15 protein-coding genes and 1 riboswitch are annotated in these 18,101 nt (G+C 40.1%); of the genes, 3 read left to right on the top strand and 12 right to left on the bottom strand.

Going from position 1 to position 18,101, the window contains the following annotated elements; genetic code table 11:
- Nucleotides 1-42: 42 nt before the first annotated feature.
- On the bottom strand, nucleotides 43-1,641 hold the full coding sequence (gene pyrG / locus GSH73_RS00925) for a CTP synthase (RefSeq protein ID WP_014757317.1): 1,599 nt from the start codon (nucleotides 1,639-1,641) through the stop codon (nucleotides 43-45).
- Nucleotides 1,642-2,818: 1,177 nt separating this feature from the next.
- Here pyrG and GSH73_RS00920 point away from each other — a divergent pair.
- Complete coding sequence (locus tag GSH73_RS00920) at nucleotides 2,819-3,637, top strand: histidinol-phosphatase (protein ID WP_014757318.1); 819 nt, start codon at nucleotides 2,819-2,821, stop codon at nucleotides 3,635-3,637.
- Between the two features lie 34 nt (nucleotides 3,638-3,671).
- On the opposite strand, the gene GSH73_RS00915 is transcribed toward GSH73_RS00920, so the two are convergent.
- From GSH73_RS00915 to GSH73_RS00870, 10 genes are all read right to left on the bottom strand, one after another.
- Nucleotides 3,672-4,073 carry a HEPN domain-containing protein gene (locus GSH73_RS00915; RefSeq protein WP_014757319.1) on the bottom strand — a complete coding sequence of 134 codons (402 nt, stop codon included), beginning with the start codon at nucleotides 4,071-4,073 and terminating at the stop codon, nucleotides 3,672-3,674.
- Nucleotides 4,057-4,401 carry a nucleotidyltransferase domain-containing protein gene (locus GSH73_RS00910; protein ID WP_038068586.1) on the bottom strand — a complete coding sequence of 115 codons (345 nt, stop codon included), beginning with the start codon at nucleotides 4,399-4,401 and terminating at the stop codon, nucleotides 4,057-4,059. The genes GSH73_RS00915 and GSH73_RS00910 overlap by 17 nt, the downstream gene beginning before the upstream one ends.
- 146 nt (nucleotides 4,402-4,547) lie before the next feature.
- Nucleotides 4,548-4,631: riboswitch (cyclic di-GMP riboswitch) on the bottom strand.
- A gap of 59 nt (nucleotides 4,632-4,690) precedes the next feature.
- Entirely contained in the window at nucleotides 4,691-6,292 is a 1,602-nt protein-coding gene (gene serA / locus GSH73_RS00905; protein ID WP_014757321.1) for a phosphoglycerate dehydrogenase, read from the bottom strand.
- A gap of 22 nt (nucleotides 6,293-6,314) precedes the next feature.
- Nucleotides 6,315-7,400, bottom strand: a complete 1,086-nt coding sequence (locus GSH73_RS00900; protein ID WP_014757322.1) for a pyridoxal-phosphate-dependent aminotransferase family protein — start codon at nucleotides 7,398-7,400, stop codon at nucleotides 6,315-6,317.
- Nucleotides 7,401-7,527: 127 nt separating this feature from the next.
- Entirely contained in the window at nucleotides 7,528-8,646 is a 1,119-nt protein-coding gene (locus GSH73_RS00895) for a glycerate kinase (RefSeq protein WP_014757323.1), read from the bottom strand.
- A gap of 313 nt (nucleotides 8,647-8,959) precedes the next feature.
- Nucleotides 8,960-10,321, bottom strand: coding sequence for a S41 family peptidase (locus tag GSH73_RS00890; RefSeq protein ID WP_014757324.1), 1,362 nt, complete (start codon nucleotides 10,319-10,321; stop codon nucleotides 8,960-8,962).
- A 94-nt stretch (nucleotides 10,322-10,415) separates the two neighbouring features.
- Nucleotides 10,416-11,321, bottom strand: a complete 906-nt coding sequence (gene thrB / locus GSH73_RS00885) for a homoserine kinase (protein ID WP_014757325.1) — start codon at nucleotides 11,319-11,321, stop codon at nucleotides 10,416-10,418.
- The gene (gene thrC, locus GSH73_RS00880; RefSeq protein WP_014757326.1) at nucleotides 11,314-12,369 is read right to left on the bottom strand and encodes a threonine synthase; all 1,056 of its coding nucleotides are present in this window, start codon (nucleotides 12,367-12,369) and stop codon (nucleotides 11,314-11,316) included. The genes thrB and thrC overlap by 8 nt, the downstream gene beginning before the upstream one ends.
- The gene (locus tag GSH73_RS00875; protein WP_014757327.1) at nucleotides 12,369-13,628 is read right to left on the bottom strand and encodes a homoserine dehydrogenase; all 1,260 of its coding nucleotides are present in this window, start codon (nucleotides 13,626-13,628) and stop codon (nucleotides 12,369-12,371) included. The genes thrC and GSH73_RS00875 overlap by 1 nt, the downstream gene beginning before the upstream one ends.
- Before the next feature lie 30 nt (nucleotides 13,629-13,658).
- Nucleotides 13,659-14,099: an ACT domain-containing protein gene (locus GSH73_RS00870; protein ID WP_014757328.1), complete on the bottom strand. Its 441-nt coding sequence runs from the start codon at nucleotides 14,097-14,099 to the stop codon at nucleotides 13,659-13,661.
- Between the two features lie 201 nt (nucleotides 14,100-14,300).
- Here GSH73_RS00870 and GSH73_RS00865 point away from each other — a divergent pair, with 201 nt between their 5' ends.
- The gene (locus tag GSH73_RS00865) at nucleotides 14,301-15,218 is read left to right on the top strand and encodes a DUF4830 domain-containing protein (RefSeq protein ID WP_014757329.1); all 918 of its coding nucleotides are present in this window, start codon (nucleotides 14,301-14,303) and stop codon (nucleotides 15,216-15,218) included.
- 7 nt (nucleotides 15,219-15,225) lie between these two features.
- Here GSH73_RS00865 and GSH73_RS00860 read toward each other — a convergent pair whose 3' ends face one another.
- Nucleotides 15,226-16,005 carry an MBL fold metallo-hydrolase gene (locus GSH73_RS00860; RefSeq protein ID WP_038068620.1) on the bottom strand — a complete coding sequence of 260 codons (780 nt, stop codon included), beginning with the start codon at nucleotides 16,003-16,005 and terminating at the stop codon, nucleotides 15,226-15,228.
- A 393-nt stretch (nucleotides 16,006-16,398) separates the two neighbouring features.
- Here GSH73_RS00860 and GSH73_RS00855 point away from each other — a divergent pair, with 393 nt between their 5' ends.
- Complete coding sequence (locus GSH73_RS00855; RefSeq protein WP_014757331.1) at nucleotides 16,399-18,087, top strand: 2-oxoacid:acceptor oxidoreductase subunit alpha; 1,689 nt, start codon at nucleotides 16,399-16,401, stop codon at nucleotides 18,085-18,087.
- Nucleotides 18,088-18,101: the final 14 nt, after the last annotated feature.

Below are 18,101 nucleotides of genomic sequence, written 5' to 3'. Positions count from 1 at the left end.
AAAAAAGGCATAAATCAAAAAAGGACCCGGAAGCGGATCCTTTTATTTCATCGATAATGCTGCAGCTATGAAATCCCTAAATAGCGGATGTGGTCTTAGCGGCCTTGATTTAAATTCTGGATGAAATTGCGATGCAACAAAGTATGGATGATCTTTCACCTCTATTATCTCTACAAGTCTATCATCTGGCGACAATCCTGACAATACAAGTCCTTTTGACGTGAGAAGCTCTCTATATTCGTTGTTAAACTCGTACCTGTGCCTGTGGCGCTCATATATGAGCTCGTCTTTGTAAGCTTCATAAGCCTTTGTACCTTCTTTTAACTTGCATGGATATACCCCAAGCCTCATTGTGCCGCCTTTTTCATCTATGTCCTTCTGCTCAGGCATAAGATCTATGACAGGGTATGGTGTAGCGCCATTAAACTCCGTAGAATGGGCATTTTTAAGCCCAGCTACATTTCTTGCAAACTCTATCACTGCACACTGCATTCCTAAACACAGCCCTAAGTACGGTATCTTGTTTTCTCTGGCGTATTGGGCAGCCCTTATTTTCCCTTCTACACCTCTATCGCCAAATCCTCCAGGCACCAAAATGCCTTTCGCACCTCTTAAAAGCTCGTCAACAGTATCGTCATTTACATTTTCAGAGTTTACCCACCTTATCTTTACATTGGCGTCATTGTATATGCCAGCATGTCTTAACGACTCCACAACGCTTATATACGCGTCGTGCAGCTCAACGTATTTGCCGACTAAAGCTATCTCTACTTCTTTTTTCAGATTTTTCTCTTTTTCTACAAATGCTCTCCATTCTTTAAGATCAGGCTCTCCTGCTGGCAGATTAAGCCTACTTATGACGTACTCATCTACTTTCTGCCTGTCAAGCTCCAGTGGGACTTCATAGATGGAGTCTACATCGATATTTTCGATGACGGCATCTGGTTTTACATTGCAAAACATGCCTATCTTTTCTTTTATATCATCTGTCAGAGGGAATTCTGTCCTGCAAACGATCATGTCAGGCTGTATGCCAATAGATCTCAATTCTTTCACGCTGTGCTGTGTAGGCTTCGTCTTAAGCTCACCAGTCTTGCCGAGATGCGGTACAAGTGTGACATGTATGAACATGACATTGTCTCTTCCTTCTTCGACGCCTATCTGCCTTATAGCCTCCAAAAACGGCAAGCTTTCTATGTCGCCTACAGTACCTCCTATCTCCACGATGACACAATCCACATTTTGTTCTTTCCTTACCCGCCTTATCCTGTCTTTTATCTCATTTGTAATGTGGGGTATTACCTGAACCGTCGCACCTAAATAATCGCCTTTTCTTTCCTTTGATATGACAGACCAGTACACTTTACCTGTAGTTATATTGCTGCTTTTTGTAAGGTTTATGTCTATAAATCTTTCATAATGGCCAAGATCCAAGTCCGTCTCTGCACCGTCTTCTGTGACGAATACTTCCCCATGCTGGTAGGGGCTCATTGTCCCCGGATCTATGTTTATATACGGATCGCATTTTATCACCGCCACGCTAATGCCACGGCTTTTTAACAGTCTACCTAATGATGCTGCTGTTATTCCTTTGCCTAATGATGATACAACACCGCCCGTCACAAATATATACTTCGACATCGTCTCACCTCATCTTTTATTTTATCTTATATCGAACGCAAAATGCATTTAATTAAGTGAAAGGCATTAAAAAAATCTCTATTCTTAAAAATAGAGACTCTTATCCCTTTAATTTTTAGATGGCTTTTTAAATTTTCTTCGATAATGACTCATTCAAAACACCCCAAAAAAAATAAATACTTTTTTATTATATATGAGATTTTTTTGAATGTAAAGGGGGTTGAAAAATAAAATAATGTGGTATAATATATATAGACAAATTTAAAGCCTGTGGTCACAATGTTATAGAAAAAGGTGAGGATGCTGCCCTCACCTTTTTCTCGACTATGTACATATCACTTCATGTACCACTTAATTATTATCTCTAATAACTTAAGCAGTATTTCTGTGACTTTGTACCAGTCTATTTGGCGGCCTCTTTTCCGCCTTTTGCTGCCTGCGGTCACAACGCTCACCTCCTTTCTTGGAGGCTACCATTATTATATCATACGTTTTTACCTGTTATTGCAATGTTTTTACTGAAAAATGTTTGAAAAATAAAATAATGTGGTATAATATATATAGACAAATTTAAAACCTGTAGACACTTTGCATAGAAAAAGGTGAGGCCGTTACCCTCACCTTTTTCTCGACTATGTACACAATCATTTCGTGTACCACTTAATTATTATCTCTAATAACTTAAGCAGTATTTCTATGATTCTGTACCAGTCTATTGGGCGGTTTTCTTTCCGTCCTTTGCCACCTGTAGACACTTTGCCACCTCCTTTCTTGGAGGCTACCATTATTATACCATATGTTTTTACCTGCTATTGCAATATTTTTACTGAAAAATGTTTGAAAAATAAAATAATGTGGTATAATATATATAGACAAATTTAAAGCCAGTGGTCATTGTTTATAGAAAAAGGTGAGGACGCTACCCTCACCTTTTTCTCGACTATGTACATATCACTTCGTGTACCACTTAATTATTATCTCTAATAACTTAAGCAGTATTTCTGTGACTTTGTACCAGTCTATTTGGCGGCCTCTTTTCCGCCTTTTGCCGCCAGTGGCCATTGTTTCACCTCCTTTCTTGGAGGCTACCATTATTATACCATACGTTTTTACCTGTTATTGCAATGTTTTTGTTTTGATATTATAATTAGTTTATCAATGTAAAGGGGGAAAATATATGCCATCAGATTATCATGTACACATAGAAAGAGGGCCGTACACGATTGATTGGCTTAAAAAATTTGTGGATACGGCATTAGATAAAGGTCTCACAGAGATAGGCATATCAGAGCATGGATACAGATTTGATAATGGATATGCCGCATTTGGAAGCGACGGCTTTAGAGGAGAATGGATCAAAAAATACAATGGCCAAGACATTGATGAATATGTGTCTTTTATAAATGAGGCAAAATCTATGGGACTTCCTGTAAAATTAGGCATAGAAGCAGATTATATACCAGGCAAAGAAAGAGAGCTTATGGATTTCTTAAAGCCATATCCTTGGGATTATGTGATCGGCTCCATACACTGGATAGAAGACTGGGGCATAGATCTTGATGACTGCCTTGATATCTGGGAGTCATGTGATGTAGACTCTGTGTATTTGGAGTATTTTAATATGATTGAAAAGATGGCTGAAACAGGTATTTTTGACTTTATAGGTCATATTGATTTGGTGAAAATTTTCAAATTTAGGCCAACAACTGCAGTTTACGATAAAATAGAGGAAAATATTAAGAATATAGCGAAAACAGGCATAGCTGTAGAAGTCTCTACAGCAGGACTTAGAAAACCTGTTGGTGAAATATATCCATCAAAAGAGATAATGTCAATGATTAAAAAGTACAATATTCCTATTCTCGTAAACTCTGACGCCCATACGCCGGAGGATGTAGCAAGAGACTTTGACAAAGCATATAATTACGTGAAGTCATTTGGGATCGACACGCTCAACTATTTTGATAAGAGAAAGAAAATACCGTATAAGATATAGAAATAAAGGCAGGGAGATTTTGTTTCCCCTGCTTTTATCTTATAATTTCTCTAATATGCTTCCTTATATTATCAGCTATCTCTAATGCTTTTTTTGCATCATTCTCATTAGGCATACCATCAGGAAGACTTCCTATAGGAGCATCCGGATATCTAGACGGTATATAGTACATATCAACAATTTTTACATCGTCTATAAATTCATCAAACGCATCTGAAAATTTGCTTATAATCCTTATTAAAGTTATTAAATGATGTACCCTAGGCGGATTTATTCCGTTATATATTAGATATGCTTTTAAGTGTTTTTCTATTGATTGTTGAGAATGAAAGCAAACAAGATTATATAACTTTGCCTTTAATAATTCATTGGCTGCTTTATAATCATCCTCTGCATAATTAAGCCATTGTTTATATTCATCATAATTTTCTTTCATATAAGACTTTACCTTTCTCAATTATTTCTTTCGTGTAGAATAAATTATTAGTCTCTATAAAGCGTCTTTCTTCCTCAGGCGTATATACAAAAAAATCAATAGGTACATCAGATTTTATGGCTTTAGAAACATATAATAACCTATCTATATATCTCAAATCTGTGCTCATTATAACCACTAAATCTATATCACTCCAGACAGTTGACTTTCCATTGGCCATCGAACCAAATAAAATTATTTTTTCAGGATTGCACTTTTCTACAATTGTATCAACTATAATTTTCAATTCCTTTTCCAGTGAATAATCAATTAACTCCACAGCTTGCATAATAATTCACCTCAATATCTCATCCTTTAATTATTATTATAACATATATAGACAGATTTTTATGCTGTATACGCTAAAAGGATAAGCATATGCTTATCCTTTTGCCGTATATAAACCCCTATCCCCATAAAACAAAAAGCCGCAGTAAAGACTACGGCCGGTTGCACCACTATCTCCGCATAACCCAGGTGCCCAGATACAGGTTATGCTTCACAGAATCCTATATATTTTGTTTATATTTTTAATATTCGACACAAAACATAATTTTCCTTCTTTGATAAAAAATTTTTTATATCAGATTTTTTACTGCTTTTGCCCTTAATATGCTGTTTAATTTGTTTAATGATTCTACAGCCTCTATGGGGATTTCTCTATCTGTATTAACAATCATGAGAGCAGTCCCGTCGTTTTTATTGGGGCTTACATGCATGGAAGATATGTTTATGCCAAAGTCCCCCAATACATTTCCTATATGGCCGATTACACCAGGCACATCTTTATTTTTAACAAAAAGCATGTATTCTGTAGGCTCAAAGTTGACCCTGTGCCCCAAGTATTCTACGATGCGTATTTCATCACCATACGTTGTCCCCGAAAACTTGTAAGATTCTCCTTTTGTGTCAATGACATTTATGGTGACAAGACTTGAATAGTGATCTATTTCTTCTATCTTGCCATCTATGACTTCTATCCCCATTTCTTTTGCTCTTAGCCTTGCATTTACAATGCTTATGCCTTCTTTCAAAGCAGGTTTTAAAAGTCCTTTCAATGCGTGAAGCGTGACGACTTCTGTGTTTAGACTGGATATTTCTCCCCTGTATATTATCTCTACCGTTTTTGCAGGCACATCGCTTATCTGGTAGTAAAGAGAACCCATGGCTTCGCAAAGCTTCATGTACGGCTTCAATTCTCCAAATTCATCGGCTTTCACATCCGGAAGATTTACTATGTTGCCGTAAAGTTTCCCGCTTAATGCCGTTATCACTTCTTTTGCTACAGATATACCTACATTGTTTTGAGCTTCAACAGTTGATGCTCCTAAATGAGGAGTCACTACCACATTCGGAAGCTCTAAAAGCTTGTTGTGAAAATCCTGCTTTTCCCTGTCATAAGACGGTTCTACTTTAAACACGTCAAGGGCAGCCGCAGCCACAATCCCTTCTTTGACTGCGTCGTACAAGGCTTCTTCATTTATTAGTCCGCCTCTTGCACAGTTTACGATTCTCACGCCTTTTTTGACTTTCTTAAATTCCTCATGGCTTATTATGTCAATAGTCTCCTCCGTTTTCGGAGTATGGATAGTTATAAAGTCCGACTCTTGCAAAAGCTCGTCAAATGATACTTTTCTTACGCCAAACTTTTCAAAGCGGCTGTCTGGTATATACGGGTCATAAGCAATGACTTTCATGTCAAATGATGCAAGCCTTGTTGCAACTAATGATCCTATTCTGCCAAGCCCAATTATGCCTACGGTTTTTCCGCTTAACTCTACACCCTTAAACTTGTTTCTCCTAAAGTCGCCGTTTTTTGCGCCGATATAAGCCTGCGGTATGTTTCTGGCAATAGATAGCATAAGCCCAATTGTATGCTCTGCAGCCGATATGATGTTGCCTTCAGGAGTATTTACGACAATTATGCCTTTTTCCGTCGCCGCCAAAAGGTCTATATTATCGACGCCATTGCCTGCCCTTCCTATTACTTTTAAATTCTTTCCCTTTGAGATAAGTTCTTTATCGACATTTGTAACGCTTCTTACGACTATTGCATCATAATCGCCTATGATATTCAAAAGTTCTTCTCGTGGTAGATCCAGTTTAAAATCCACATCCGCATGATTCTTAAGGTACTCCAAGCCGCTTTCGGCTATTCTCTCCGTCACCAATACTTTCACAATAAATCCCCCTCAAATAAAATTAAGATAAATCTGATAATGCGCTTTTTAATGCATCAAACGTCAAATCAAGCATTTCATCTGTGACATATCCCATGTGGCCGATCCTAATTATCTTGCCTTTTAAATGCCCTTGTCCGCCTGTCACAAGCACGCCTTTCTCTGACATGTAGTTTATTACATCCCCTGCTTTGTACCCTTCTGGCACTTCTATTGCCGTCAAAAGATCTGACGATATGGACTCATCTGGGAAAAGCTTAAGCCCCATGTCTTTTACGGTCTTCCTCACCTTCTCACCGATTGCATGTTGATTTTTGTATACTGTGTCCATTCCTGTACTGAGAAGCATATCTGTGGCTTTTTTTACAGCCATCACAGTGGAAACCGCTGGTGTATATGGGTTGTCCGGCTTTTCGTTTTGTACGCCTTTCCTCGCTTTTTTAAGGTCAAAATAATACTTAGGAAGATCAGACTCCTCTGCCATCTGCCACGCCCTCTCGCTTAAAGCCACAAAGCTTAATCCTGGCGGAGACATCAAGCACTTCTGTGAACAGGTGATGACCGCATCTAATCCCCATTCATCCATGTCAAGAGGTATGCCGCCTAATGAGCTTACAGCATCAACTACGATAAGCGTACCATATTTTTTAGCAACATCAGCTATTGCTTTTACATCATTTGTGACGCCTGTGGACGTCTCATTCTGCGTCACAATCAAAGCCTTGTACTTATCTTTTTTCAAGGCATCGTCTAAAATGTCAAGGCGGACTGCATTGCCCCAACCAAAATCGATAATATCAGAATCGAGTCCGTAAGCTTTTGTAATATCGTAAAACCTCTCTCCAAAATGGCCTATGCTGGCCACCAAGACTTTATCTCCTCTTTTAAAGAGATTTGCAACGACGGCTTCCATGCCACCTGTACCAGATGACGTCAATGTCAATACGTCCATGTTTGTCTTAAATATACTTTTAAGATTTGAATTAAGATCTGAAAATAATTTAAAATATTCCGGCGTCCTATGGTGATACGGCTGAAGATGGCATACGTCCAACACTTCCTTAGGCACCATAGTAGGGCCCGGTGTCATGAGAATCCTATTTTTCATAAGCTTCACACCTTTTTAAATATTTATTTAATATGATAAACTATTAAAGAAAAAAATGCAATAGTAAAAAACAAATGTCTACTATAAGTAGACATTATCGTATGTATTAGTTTACCTTATATAAAAATTAGACGAATAAGCGGATTACATCCTCCATCCTGTCAGATATAAGCCTTTTGGCATCATGGATGGCTTCATCTATCGTCATAGGTTTATCCACTATGCTAAACATCGCTATAACACCTATTTTATAAAGCTCTTTGTATCCACGACCTAAACCGCCTGAAAGTATTATGACTTTCTTGCCATATTTTTGGGCTATCTTCGCTATACCTGCCGGCGCCTTGCCAAATGCAGTTTGAAAGTCTGTATTGCCTTCACCTGTTATGACTATGTCGCAAGACTTTATCTTTTCCTCCATATTTGCGGCTTCCATCACTATCTCTATGCCAGATTTTATCTTGGCATTTAAAAATGCTATCAAGGAAAACCCTAATCCACCAGCCGCACCAGCACCTGGCGTATCTTTAAAATCCTTTCCAACCGTCTTTTCTACAATTTTGGCATAGTGGTATAAGTTCTTGTCAAGGATATTTACCATTTCAGGCGTTGCGCCTTTCTGAGGACCGTAAACGTAAGATGCGCCGTTTTTGCCGCAAAGGGGATTTGTAACATCTGACGCCACTATGAAGCTGCTTTCGTATATCCTCTTATCCAAACCATCTACGTCTATTTTCTTTAACCTCGAAAGATTTCCTCCTCCGTAAGGTATGTCTTTGCCGTCTTCATCTAAGAGCTTTGCCCCTAAAGCTTCCATCATGCCTGCACCGCCGTCATTTGTGGCGCTGCCACCTAAGCCTACGATGAACCTGCGGCATCCTTCGTCAAGGGCTTTTTTTATAAGCTGCCCTACGCCGTACGTAGTGGTGACTAATGGATTTCTCATATCAATAGGCACAAGGTTTAAGCCAGACGATGCAGCCATCTCTATGACTGCCGTACCGTCCTTTAATATGCCAAAAAAGCTCTTTACTGCATTGCCAAGAGGGCCTACTACCTCCGCCTCCACAATTTTCCCGCCTGATGAAAAAATCAATGCATCTATTGTGCCTTCTCCACCGTCCGCTATAGGCACTTTTATGATGTCAGCATCCACAGCCCTTCTTATGCCTTCTGCCATAGCCTCTATGACTTCTCTCGATGACAAGCTTCCTTTGTAGGAGTCAGGCGCGACTAATATCCTCACTGTCTCACCACCTGTTTTAAATAATGAAATATCTTTTAGAATACATATTCAACCTATAAAAGATGTGAAACTTTTTTAATACCAATCAAAAATGGAAACAATTTTGAATGAGTGAAGCGACTTGTTGGAAAGCGATAACAAAACTTGGCGAGATCGATGAACGAAAGCAGGGTCGAAGCCAAGGATGGCTGAGACGGGCACTTGAGGCATGGACGCCGAATGTGCCCGGAACCCTGCTGAAGTTCAAGATCGAGCCTTAGTTTAGTCGCTTTTCAACTCTGAGAGCGAACGAATCAAAATTGTTTTCTCTCATCTATTGCTGACTTAAAAGCTCAATAGCCTTATCAAGCTGTGCATCATTTTGAAGTGTCAAGCCGTAGAAGTATGAAAGTGCATCGACAGTGCCTCTATCCATGACACCTGTTACTGGAATCCCTGCGTACTTTTGGAAACTTATAAGTGCATCGTATGTGTCATTGCCAAAGTACCCATTTGGTTCACCTTTGTAGTAGCCTAAAAGGCTTAAGTACGACTGCAAAAGCTCTACGTTGTAGCCTGTATCGCCTTTTTTCACATCATTTGTGTATATAAGTTCAGGCAAAGACACTCTGCTGTCCTTTACTTCCACGTCAGGTTTAAGCCCTACGCCATTTATGGAGCGGCCAGATGGAAGCAAATACTTGGCGATTGTAAGCTTCATGCCACTGCCATCAGAAAATGGAAATACCTCCTGCACTGTCCCTTTGCCGTAGGAATTTTCCCCTACAAGGATTCCTGCCTTTGTGTCTTGTATTGCGCCAGCCAGTATTTCCGCAGCAGACGCAGTGTTTCCATTTATGAGAACTGCTATCTTGTACTTAGGATTTTTCAAGTATGAATAGTACGTTTCATTTCCGCCGTTCATAGCCACTGTCACAACAGGTCCTGCCGGCACGAAATAGCCAGCCACATTTACAGCCTCTTGAAGATATCCGCCAGGATTATCCCTTAAATCTATGACAAGCTTATTTATGCCGTTTTGATCCATGTAGTCAAGAGCCTTCGAAACATTGTCATAAGTGTTTCCATTAAACTCACTTATGCTTATGTATCCAACACCGTTTATTATCTTGTATGTGACAGGATTTATGCTTATTACATCCCTTACAAGCTTGTACTCTACTGTCTTGCCGTTTGCAAGAAAGTCTATAGTTACAGTTGTTCCTTTATCACCTTTTATGAGGTTAGTTACGTCTGTGATGTCCATGCCTTTTACGTCTTTACCGTCGACAGACTCTACTATGTACCCGCTTTGTATGCCTGCTTTATATGCTGGAGAACCTTTTACAGTAGATACGACTACTATGTCCTGCCCTCTTTCTTCTACTTCCAAGCCCACTCCTGTAAATGTGCCTGAAGTAGACTCCATGAAAGAATCCATCTCATCTTTTGTAAAATACGTGCTGTACTTATCAAGCGAAGATAGTATGCCTTGAATAGCACCTTGTTCCAACTGATCGTACGTGACATCGCCTGCATAATTTTCTTTTATAAACTGCATGAATGAGCCTAAATCATTTAGATAGCTGCTTATGTCGTCTTGTGTGGTTGTTGCAGCAAAAGCCCCTATAGGTGCAGATAAAACAAGTGTCAATACGATTACAAATGCCATAAAAATCGATAAATGCCTTTTCATAAGATAGCCTCCTTAAGAATAATTTACCTTAATTATATCACAAAATTTTTGCTAAAATTGCATAGATACAAAATAAAGGCCTAATATTAGACCTTTATATGATTTTAGCGCCATCATTGTCGCACTTTAACTGATAAATGCTGCACTCCATGCCTCTATCTTTATACACTTTCTTTATGGCTTCTTCCACGCGGCTTAAAGCGTTTTTATCGACCATAACCATCATGGTAGGCCCTGCACCGCTTAAAAATGCAGCATAAGCCCCTTTATCCAATGCCTCCTCTATTACGTAGTACATCTCATTAATGAATTCTTTTCTGTACACCTGATGCAGCATGTCCTGCGAGGCGTATTTAAGCAAATCGTATCTGCCTGAAAACATTGATGCCGTAAAAAGCGATGACCTTCCCACGTTAAACACCGCACTTCTAAACTCGATGATAGACGGCAGCACGCCTCTTGCCTTTGAGGTCAAAAGCTCTCTTTTAGGGTAAAAAGCCAAAAACTCAATGTTGCCGTCCAACTCTTTTTTTACAAAATAAGTCCTTTTCCCGTCGAAAGTAGCCACATTGAAGCCGCCGTTTAAAGCAGGCGATACATTGTCAGCATGGCCTTCCATCGATGAGGCTATATCTAATATCTCATCGCGGTTAAAAGGGTTGCCGATTAAGGCGTTTGCGGCCACAAGACCACCTACTATAGCCGCTGCGCTGCTTCCTAAGCCACTTCCCGTTGGTATGCCATTTTTAGACTTTATGTAAAGTCCATCTATCGAAATATTTGCCTTGTCAAAAATTTTTTTCGCCGCTTTGTAGACGAGATTTTCTTCATTTCGATCTATATTTAAAATGCCTTCCCCTTCAACATCAATTTCAAGTTTATGGCCTTTTATCTCCATGTAGATCTCATTGTAAAGATTCAGCGCAATGCCGAGGCAGTCAAAACCGGGCCCTAAATTGGCTGTCGATGCAGGCACCCTCACGCGGACAGACTTAACCATATATTGCACCTTCCAATGATTTCAAATCGGCATCCACCGTCTTTACGCTTTTCCCGCCTAAGTTTATAGCTGTGTCAGGATCTTTAAGCCCGTTTCCCGTCAAGACGCAAACGACAGTATCTCCATCTTTGAAAAGGCCTTCTTTGTACTTCTTTATGACACCAGCAATGGAAGCGCAGGAGGCAGGCTCTGCAAAAATCCCTTCTCTCTTGGCAAGATATGAGTACGCCTCTAATATCTCATCGTCCGTAACCTTGTCTATAAGGCCACCTGATTCGTCCCTTGCGGCGACGGCTTTCTGCCAACTGGCTGGATTGCCGATTCTTATGGCTGTGGCTATCGTCTCGGGGTGCTCAAATACCCTATTTTCCACGATAGGCGCTGCGCCTGCCGCCTGAAACCCTATCATCTTAGGCAGACTATCAATCATGCCATTGCGGTAATACTCTTTAAAGCCCATCCAGTAGGCCGTAATATTTCCTGCATTCCCAACAGGAAGTGCCAGATAATCAGGCACTTTTTTAAGCGTATCGCATATTTCAAACGATGATGACTTCTGCCCTTCCAACCTGTACGGATTTATGGAATTTACCACAGTTATAGGGTGCTTTTTCGATATCTCCCTCACCAGGTTTAATGCATCATCAAAATTGCCGTTTATGGCGACAACTTCTGCACCATAGGCTATCGCCTGAGCCAGTTTCCCCAATGCTATCTTTCCGCCGGGAATCAGGACTACGCATTTGAGTCCAGCCTTTGCCGCATAGGCAGCCGCCGACGCAGACGTATTGCCGGTTGATGCACAGACGACAGCTTGTGAGCCTTCCTGCTTCGCCATAGATACAGCCACTGTCATGCCTCTATCTTTAAAAGAGCCTGTAGGGTTTAAACCTTCATATTTTAAGTAAATCTTTAACCCCGGAAAATCTTTCTCGATGTTTTCAGCTTCTATAAGGGGTGTGTTTCCTTCTTTCAGCGTGATTATGTTCTCATCGTCTATTTTAGGCATATAGCTTCTGTACGATTTTATTATTCCATCCCATTCCATCATTCTTCCCCCTCTACTCTTATTACGCTGGCGACTTTGTCAACTTCTTTCAGCTTCTCTATTTCATCCAATGCATCAAACAGATTTTTTGTCAAGGCATTGTGGGTTATAAGGACTATCTCAGCATACTCTCCTAAAGTCTCCTTTTGAACGACTGACACCAAGCTTATGCCTTCCTGCCCTAAAACCCCTGTGACTTTGCTCATGACACCGGGTTTGTCAAGGGCTATTATCCTTATATAGTATTTGGATACTGTATCCACGATGTCTTTCATCACTGCATCATCGTAGCCGTTTTGAGTAGGTATGTGATTTGCCACATCTATGACATCGGCTACAACTGCACTGGCTGTAGGCATCATGCCTGCACCTTGGCCGTAGAACATAAGCCTTCCCACTGCATTGCCTTCCACCAAGATGGCGTTGTATACGCCGTTTACACCATTTAGGGGATTTTTCTTTGATATCATGACAGGATGTACCCATGCTTCCAACTTTTCATCTTCGTCAAGCTTGCCAAAAGCTATAAGTTTAATGGTAAAGCCCAATTCATCGGCATACTTTATATCCTCTTTTGATATTGTCCTGATGCCTTTTGTGTATATATTATCTGGCATCACGTACTTGTTAAATGAAAGTGCACACAGTATAGCCAACTTCCTTGCAGCATCAAATCCGTCCACATCGTCTGTAGGGTCCAGCTCCGCATATCCTTTCTGCTGCGCCTCTTTCAATACGCCTTCAAAGCTTAGCCCCCTCGACTTCATCTCTGTCAGTATATAGTTGGTGGTTCCATTCAAGATTCCTTTTATCTCATGTATCTTGTTTGCGGCAAGACAGCTTTTCAAAGGCCTTATGATAGGTATGCCTCCGCCTACTGACGCCTCGTAAAGGAGATTTACGTTGTTTTCACTTGCCAGCTTTATAAGCTCTTTGCCATGCTTTGCAATGACTTCTTTATTGGCTGTAACGACGTTCTTGCCCCTTAATATGGCCTCTTTCATGTACTCCAGTGCTGGGTGCTCCTTCCCCATCACCTCCACTACCACATCTATCTCTGGATCGTCTAAGATGTCGTAGGGATTTATGGTTATTTTGCCTTGTGCCTCTTTGATCCTTTTCTTCTCTGGATCTTTCACAAGTATCTTTTTAATCTCGATTTTCTGGCCAATCTTTTTCTCAATGGCATCCCCATTTTCTTCTATCAGGTGAACAACACCTGATCCAACAGTTCCAAGCCCCATTAAACCTATCTTCACAGCAAATTCCTTCCTCTCTAAAATAATATTTTATTCACCAAGAATCTCTACTTTTCTGACACCGTGCTCTTCTTCTATTTTCTCTATGAGCTCCTCGATGCCTTTTACCATGTACTGAGTATCTATGGATATAGAGACACTTGCAACGCCAAGGGACGGCATACTTTGGTTTATAGTTATGACATTGCCCTTCATCATGGCGATTACATCCAATATTGACGACAGTATCCCAGGCATGTGCTCCAACAAAAGGGACAGCGTCACTATCTTCCCTTTAGAAAATTTGGAATAAGGGAAAATATAGTTTTTGTACTTATAAAATGCACTTCTGGATAAGCCAGCTTTTTTCACTGCCTCGTTTATGGTCTTAGCCTGACCTGTCTCCAAAAGCTCTTTCGCCAAGATGGTCTTTTTCAGTGCTTCAGACAGCACTTCTTCCCTTATGATGTAAAATTTGCTTTCTTCCTGCAAGGTTCCGCCCCCTTTCAATTATGTATCTATATGGTGCACATATATCCGTATATTGTGAACATTTTATCACAGCTTTTTAAAAAAATCAAGTGCAAATTAACTTTTGGACATAAATGTGCCTTAAAAAATTTATAATTTTGTAACGAATTAGCATTTATTTTGTTATATAATATAAGTAAATGTTTTAAAGGGGAGATGAAGTTGAAAAAATTTTTGATTTTTGTGTGTATTGCCTTGACGATATTTTTGACTGCTTGTTCTGGCGGCCAATTTAATGTTTATAATGATGATATGAAGTTTTTGCTTAAATACGGCTTTAGCCCTGAGAAAGAGTCTCCTTACTTTGATGTGACGATACCATCGGATTGGAAGATCCAAAGCACATCTATGCCTATTGGACTTTATTGGACTGAAGTGAATTTCTTGTCGAGAGACATCGGGTATAATATAGAAAAGTACAAAGGCAAGACAGTAAAAGCTGTGATTTACAGGTTGAATGAAAAGCTTCCTGGGCAGGGTGAAAGCAGCAAGTACACATACCCTGTCAATGCTGTCATTTTAAGGGACGGTGAAAATATAATAGGTGCATGGCTTGAATTCAACGCGTCAACGCCTCTTTCGCTTAAGAAAAATTACATTGAGACGCTTACAGAAAGACCATGGATAGACTGGGTCGCATCCCATGGTTTCTTGAAAGAGTTATCATCACCAGCGGTAGACAAGCTTACACCTGAAGAGCTAATATACGCTTATTTCAATGGGATAAACAAAGGCGACAAAGGCTTAATATATTCAACTTTATCTATAGATGTGCTGCACGATATGCTTTACGTCAATAGGCCTGCAGGCATCCTTTACAATACAGATTTTGAGTCAAACAGCATGGAGCTAAATACAAAATCTGCAACTGTATTAAGTATAGATGAAAACACAAGCTACGTGCCTGTAAAGAATAGAAACATCTATGAAAGCAAAGAGTATAAAGTGACAGTAAACATTGCGTTAAAAAGTGAAGACAATGTTTCTATAAGAAGCGGAAGAAATACATTCTTCTTCATAGTATCAAAGTCCACAAAAGACTCACCTTGGAAGATAGAGTCAATAGGAACAGGGCCATAAGGCCCTGTTATATTTCCACAATGTCGCTTTCTTCATACCGCAAAGCCATATTTATCTCGTAGTCTATTCCTTCTTCTCTAAGCGCGTCTACAACCGTCTTGTACGCTATCTCTGGTTTGTTGTTGTTTTGGCTTAGGTGTCCTAAGTAGATTTTGCCTACCGCTTTAAGCTTTATAAACTTCTTTATGGCCTCTGCCGCATCTTTATTGGAAAGATGTCCATGGGGCGAAAGTATCCTTTTCTTTAAAGGCCATGGGTACGTGCCGTTTATCAGCATGTCCACGTCGTGGTTGGATTCTAACAGCACTACGTCGGAATCCATTATGTTCGCAGCAACACCTCTACTTATATAGCCTAAATCTGTAGCGATGGTGGCTTTATTCTGACCGCAAAAAAACGAGAAACCTACAGGCTCTGACGCATCGTGAGATTTCTTAAATGGCCGTATTTTTACATCGCCCAATGTGAAGTCTTCACCTGTCTTGAAAAATCGCTTGTTGTGTGGCTCAATTTCCCCTATGAGGCCTTCCATAGAAACCCATGTTGCCTCATTGGCATATATGGGAATGTCGTACCTTCTGGACAATATGCCTGCGCCTTTTATGTGGTCGTTGTGCTCATGCGTTATCAAAATCGCTGAGATATCATGCGGATCTACATCTATGTTTAGAAGGCTTTTTTCTATTGTGCTGCCGCTTAAACCTGCATCCACAAGTATATGTACATCTTTATATCCTATATATGCAGCATTTCCGCTGCTTCCAGATCTAAGTGAACAAAACCTCATAAAATACCCAAAAGCGGGGCTACCCCCTTCCAAATTTCATAAGTCCTCTAATATTATATAACAATCAAAATCCTTTTTCTATGGCAATTTGCAGAAAGTCTGTTTTCAAGACTTATCAACATATAAAATGTGAGCAACTTTTTTTAAATGACCTTTATAGTCGTTTTTTGTCTAAAAATAGTACATTTTAAATGATACTTTTTAACACAGGACTTATCCACATATGCACATTTACATGTGGATAACTCATAGAATAGTCACAGGCGAATTGTCTTAGCCATTTTCATCTGTAAAATGTATTTATTTAAAGATAATATTCCATTTTTATTGATAATGATTATCGGTAGTGGTATAATTGAATTACAAGATATTGTAAATAAGGGGGACTAATGTATGGACTACAACGTATTAATCGGAGGTGCCGCAGGTCAGGGTATAGACACCTTGTCGTACATAATCGAAAAAACCTTGAAAAGATGCGGCTTATACGTATTTTCCACGAAAGATTATATGTCGCGTGTAAGAGGCGGTCACAATTTCATTCAAGTCAGATTCGGCGACAAACCGATTTATTCACATGATGAGAAATTCAATGCCATAATCGCTCTCGATGAAGACACTGTAAATTTGCACGCTAAAAGTTTGAAAACTTCCGGAAAACTCATTTTAGACAAATCTATTTCAGATGACAGCGCATACCTTTCATTTGATTTTAAAGCAGTTGCAAAAGAGTGCGGAAATCCCCGCGTTGCAGGAACTGCTGCCGTAGGCGTGCTGCTTAAACTGTTTGGCATTCCATTGGATGTATCTCACACAGTATTAGATGATGAATTCAAAGGCGATGTGCTTAATGCGAATATAAAGGCTATCGACACTGGCTACAACATGGCAAAGCAGATTTTCAACGTGCCACTTGGAAAAAAGGATGACAACATCTACATAAGCGGCAATGAAGCTATCGCATTGGGAGCTATAGCTGCAGGAGTAAAATTTTACTCAGGCTATCCTATGACGCCATCCACGAGCGTCATGACCTACATCGCCAAAAAATCTCATGATGCGGGAATAGTGGTCGAGCAAGTAGAAGATGAGATATCCGCCATAAACATGGCGTTGGGAGCATCCTACGCAGGAGTAAGAGCCATGACAGGAAGCTCAGGTGGAGGATTTGCACTGATGGTGGAAGGCATAAGCTTAGCAGGAATAACAGAAATTCCTATCGTCATAACAGAGGTTCAAAGGCCGGGCCCTGCCACAGGTTTCCCGACAAGGACGGAGCAAGGGGATTTAAGGTTCATAATTCATTCAGGCCATGGGGAGTTTCCAAAGATGGTGATATCTTTAAGAAGCCCTGAAGATGCCTTTTATCAGACTGCAAGGGCATTTAACATAGCAGACAAGTACCAGATACCTGTCATACTTGTAAGCGACCAATATCTGGCAGACTCTGGTGTGACTGTAAAACCTTTTGATTTCACTAAGGTGACAATAGAAAGACATATATCAGGCCATGAAGCATTGGAAAATGGCGTGTATAAGCGGTATAAACTGACGGAAAGCGGCATATCGCCAAGGATAATACCAGGCAAAGTAGAGGGCGCTACAGTCCTTATAGATAGCGATGAGCACGATGAATTCGGCCATATCACAGAGTCGCAGGATGTAAGGGTAAAGATGGTAAATAAGAGGATGAAAAAATTTAAGCTGTTAAAGGAAGAAATTCAAGAGCCTCTATTCATTGGCGCTGAAAATCCGGATATCCTTATAACCTGCTGGGGCTCAACGTACGGCCCTGTAAAAGAAGCTGTAGACATGCTTTTAAAGGACGGAATGTCAATAGGAGCATTGTCATTCGGCGATATATGGCCATTTCCTACAAAGCTTATAAAAAAATACGGAAAATTTGCAAAGATGATAATAGATGTTGAGCAAAATGCCACAGCCCAGCTTGACAGCCTTATGAGAGAAAACGCCCTTATAAAGGCAGATGAGCACATACTTAAATACGACGGCCGCATGATGAGCTCAAGGTACATCTACGAAAGAGTAAGAGAAATGACAAAAGCGTCAAGCTTGTATTAAATTGAGAAAGGGAT

The sequence above is a fragment of the Thermoanaerobacterium aotearoense genome (assembly GCF_009905255.1).
Classification (GTDB): Bacteria; Bacillota; Thermoanaerobacteria; order Thermoanaerobacterales; family Thermoanaerobacteraceae; genus Thermoanaerobacterium; species Thermoanaerobacterium aotearoense.
Note: the sequence above shows the minus strand (reverse complement) of the source record. Positions and strands in the feature narration are given on the sequence as shown.

Excerpts from the sequence above, each read along its gene's own strand:
- GSH73_RS00890 (WP_014757324.1), bottom strand. The coding sequence starts at position 10,321 with ATGAAAAGGCATTTATCGATTTTTATGGCATTTGTAATCGTATTGACA.
- GSH73_RS00915 (WP_014757319.1), bottom strand. The coding sequence starts at position 4,073 with ATGAAAGAAAATTATGATGAATATAAACAATGGCTTAATTATGCAGAG.
- pyrG (WP_014757317.1), bottom strand. The coding sequence starts at position 1,641 with ATGTCGAAGTATATATTTGTGACGGGCGGTGTTGTATCATCATTAGGC.
- GSH73_RS00855 (WP_014757331.1), top strand. The coding sequence starts at position 16,399 with ATGGACTACAACGTATTAATCGGAGGTGCCGCAGGTCAGGGTATAGAC.
- GSH73_RS00910 (WP_038068586.1), bottom strand. The coding sequence starts at position 4,401 with ATGCAAGCTGTGGAGTTAATTGATTATTCACTGGAAAAGGAATTGAAA.
- thrB (WP_014757325.1), bottom strand. The coding sequence starts at position 11,321 with ATGGTTAAGTCTGTCCGCGTGAGGGTGCCTGCATCGACAGCCAATTTA.
- GSH73_RS00860 (WP_038068620.1), bottom strand. The coding sequence starts at position 16,005 with ATGAGGTTTTGTTCACTTAGATCTGGAAGCAGCGGAAATGCTGCATAT.
- GSH73_RS00900 (WP_014757322.1), bottom strand. The coding sequence starts at position 7,400 with ATGAAAAATAGGATTCTCATGACACCGGGCCCTACTATGGTGCCTAAG.
- GSH73_RS00920 (WP_014757318.1), top strand. The coding sequence starts at position 2,819 with ATGCCATCAGATTATCATGTACACATAGAAAGAGGGCCGTACACGATT.
- thrC (WP_014757326.1), bottom strand. The coding sequence starts at position 12,369 with ATGGAATGGGATGGAATAATAAAATCGTACAGAAGCTATATGCCTAAA.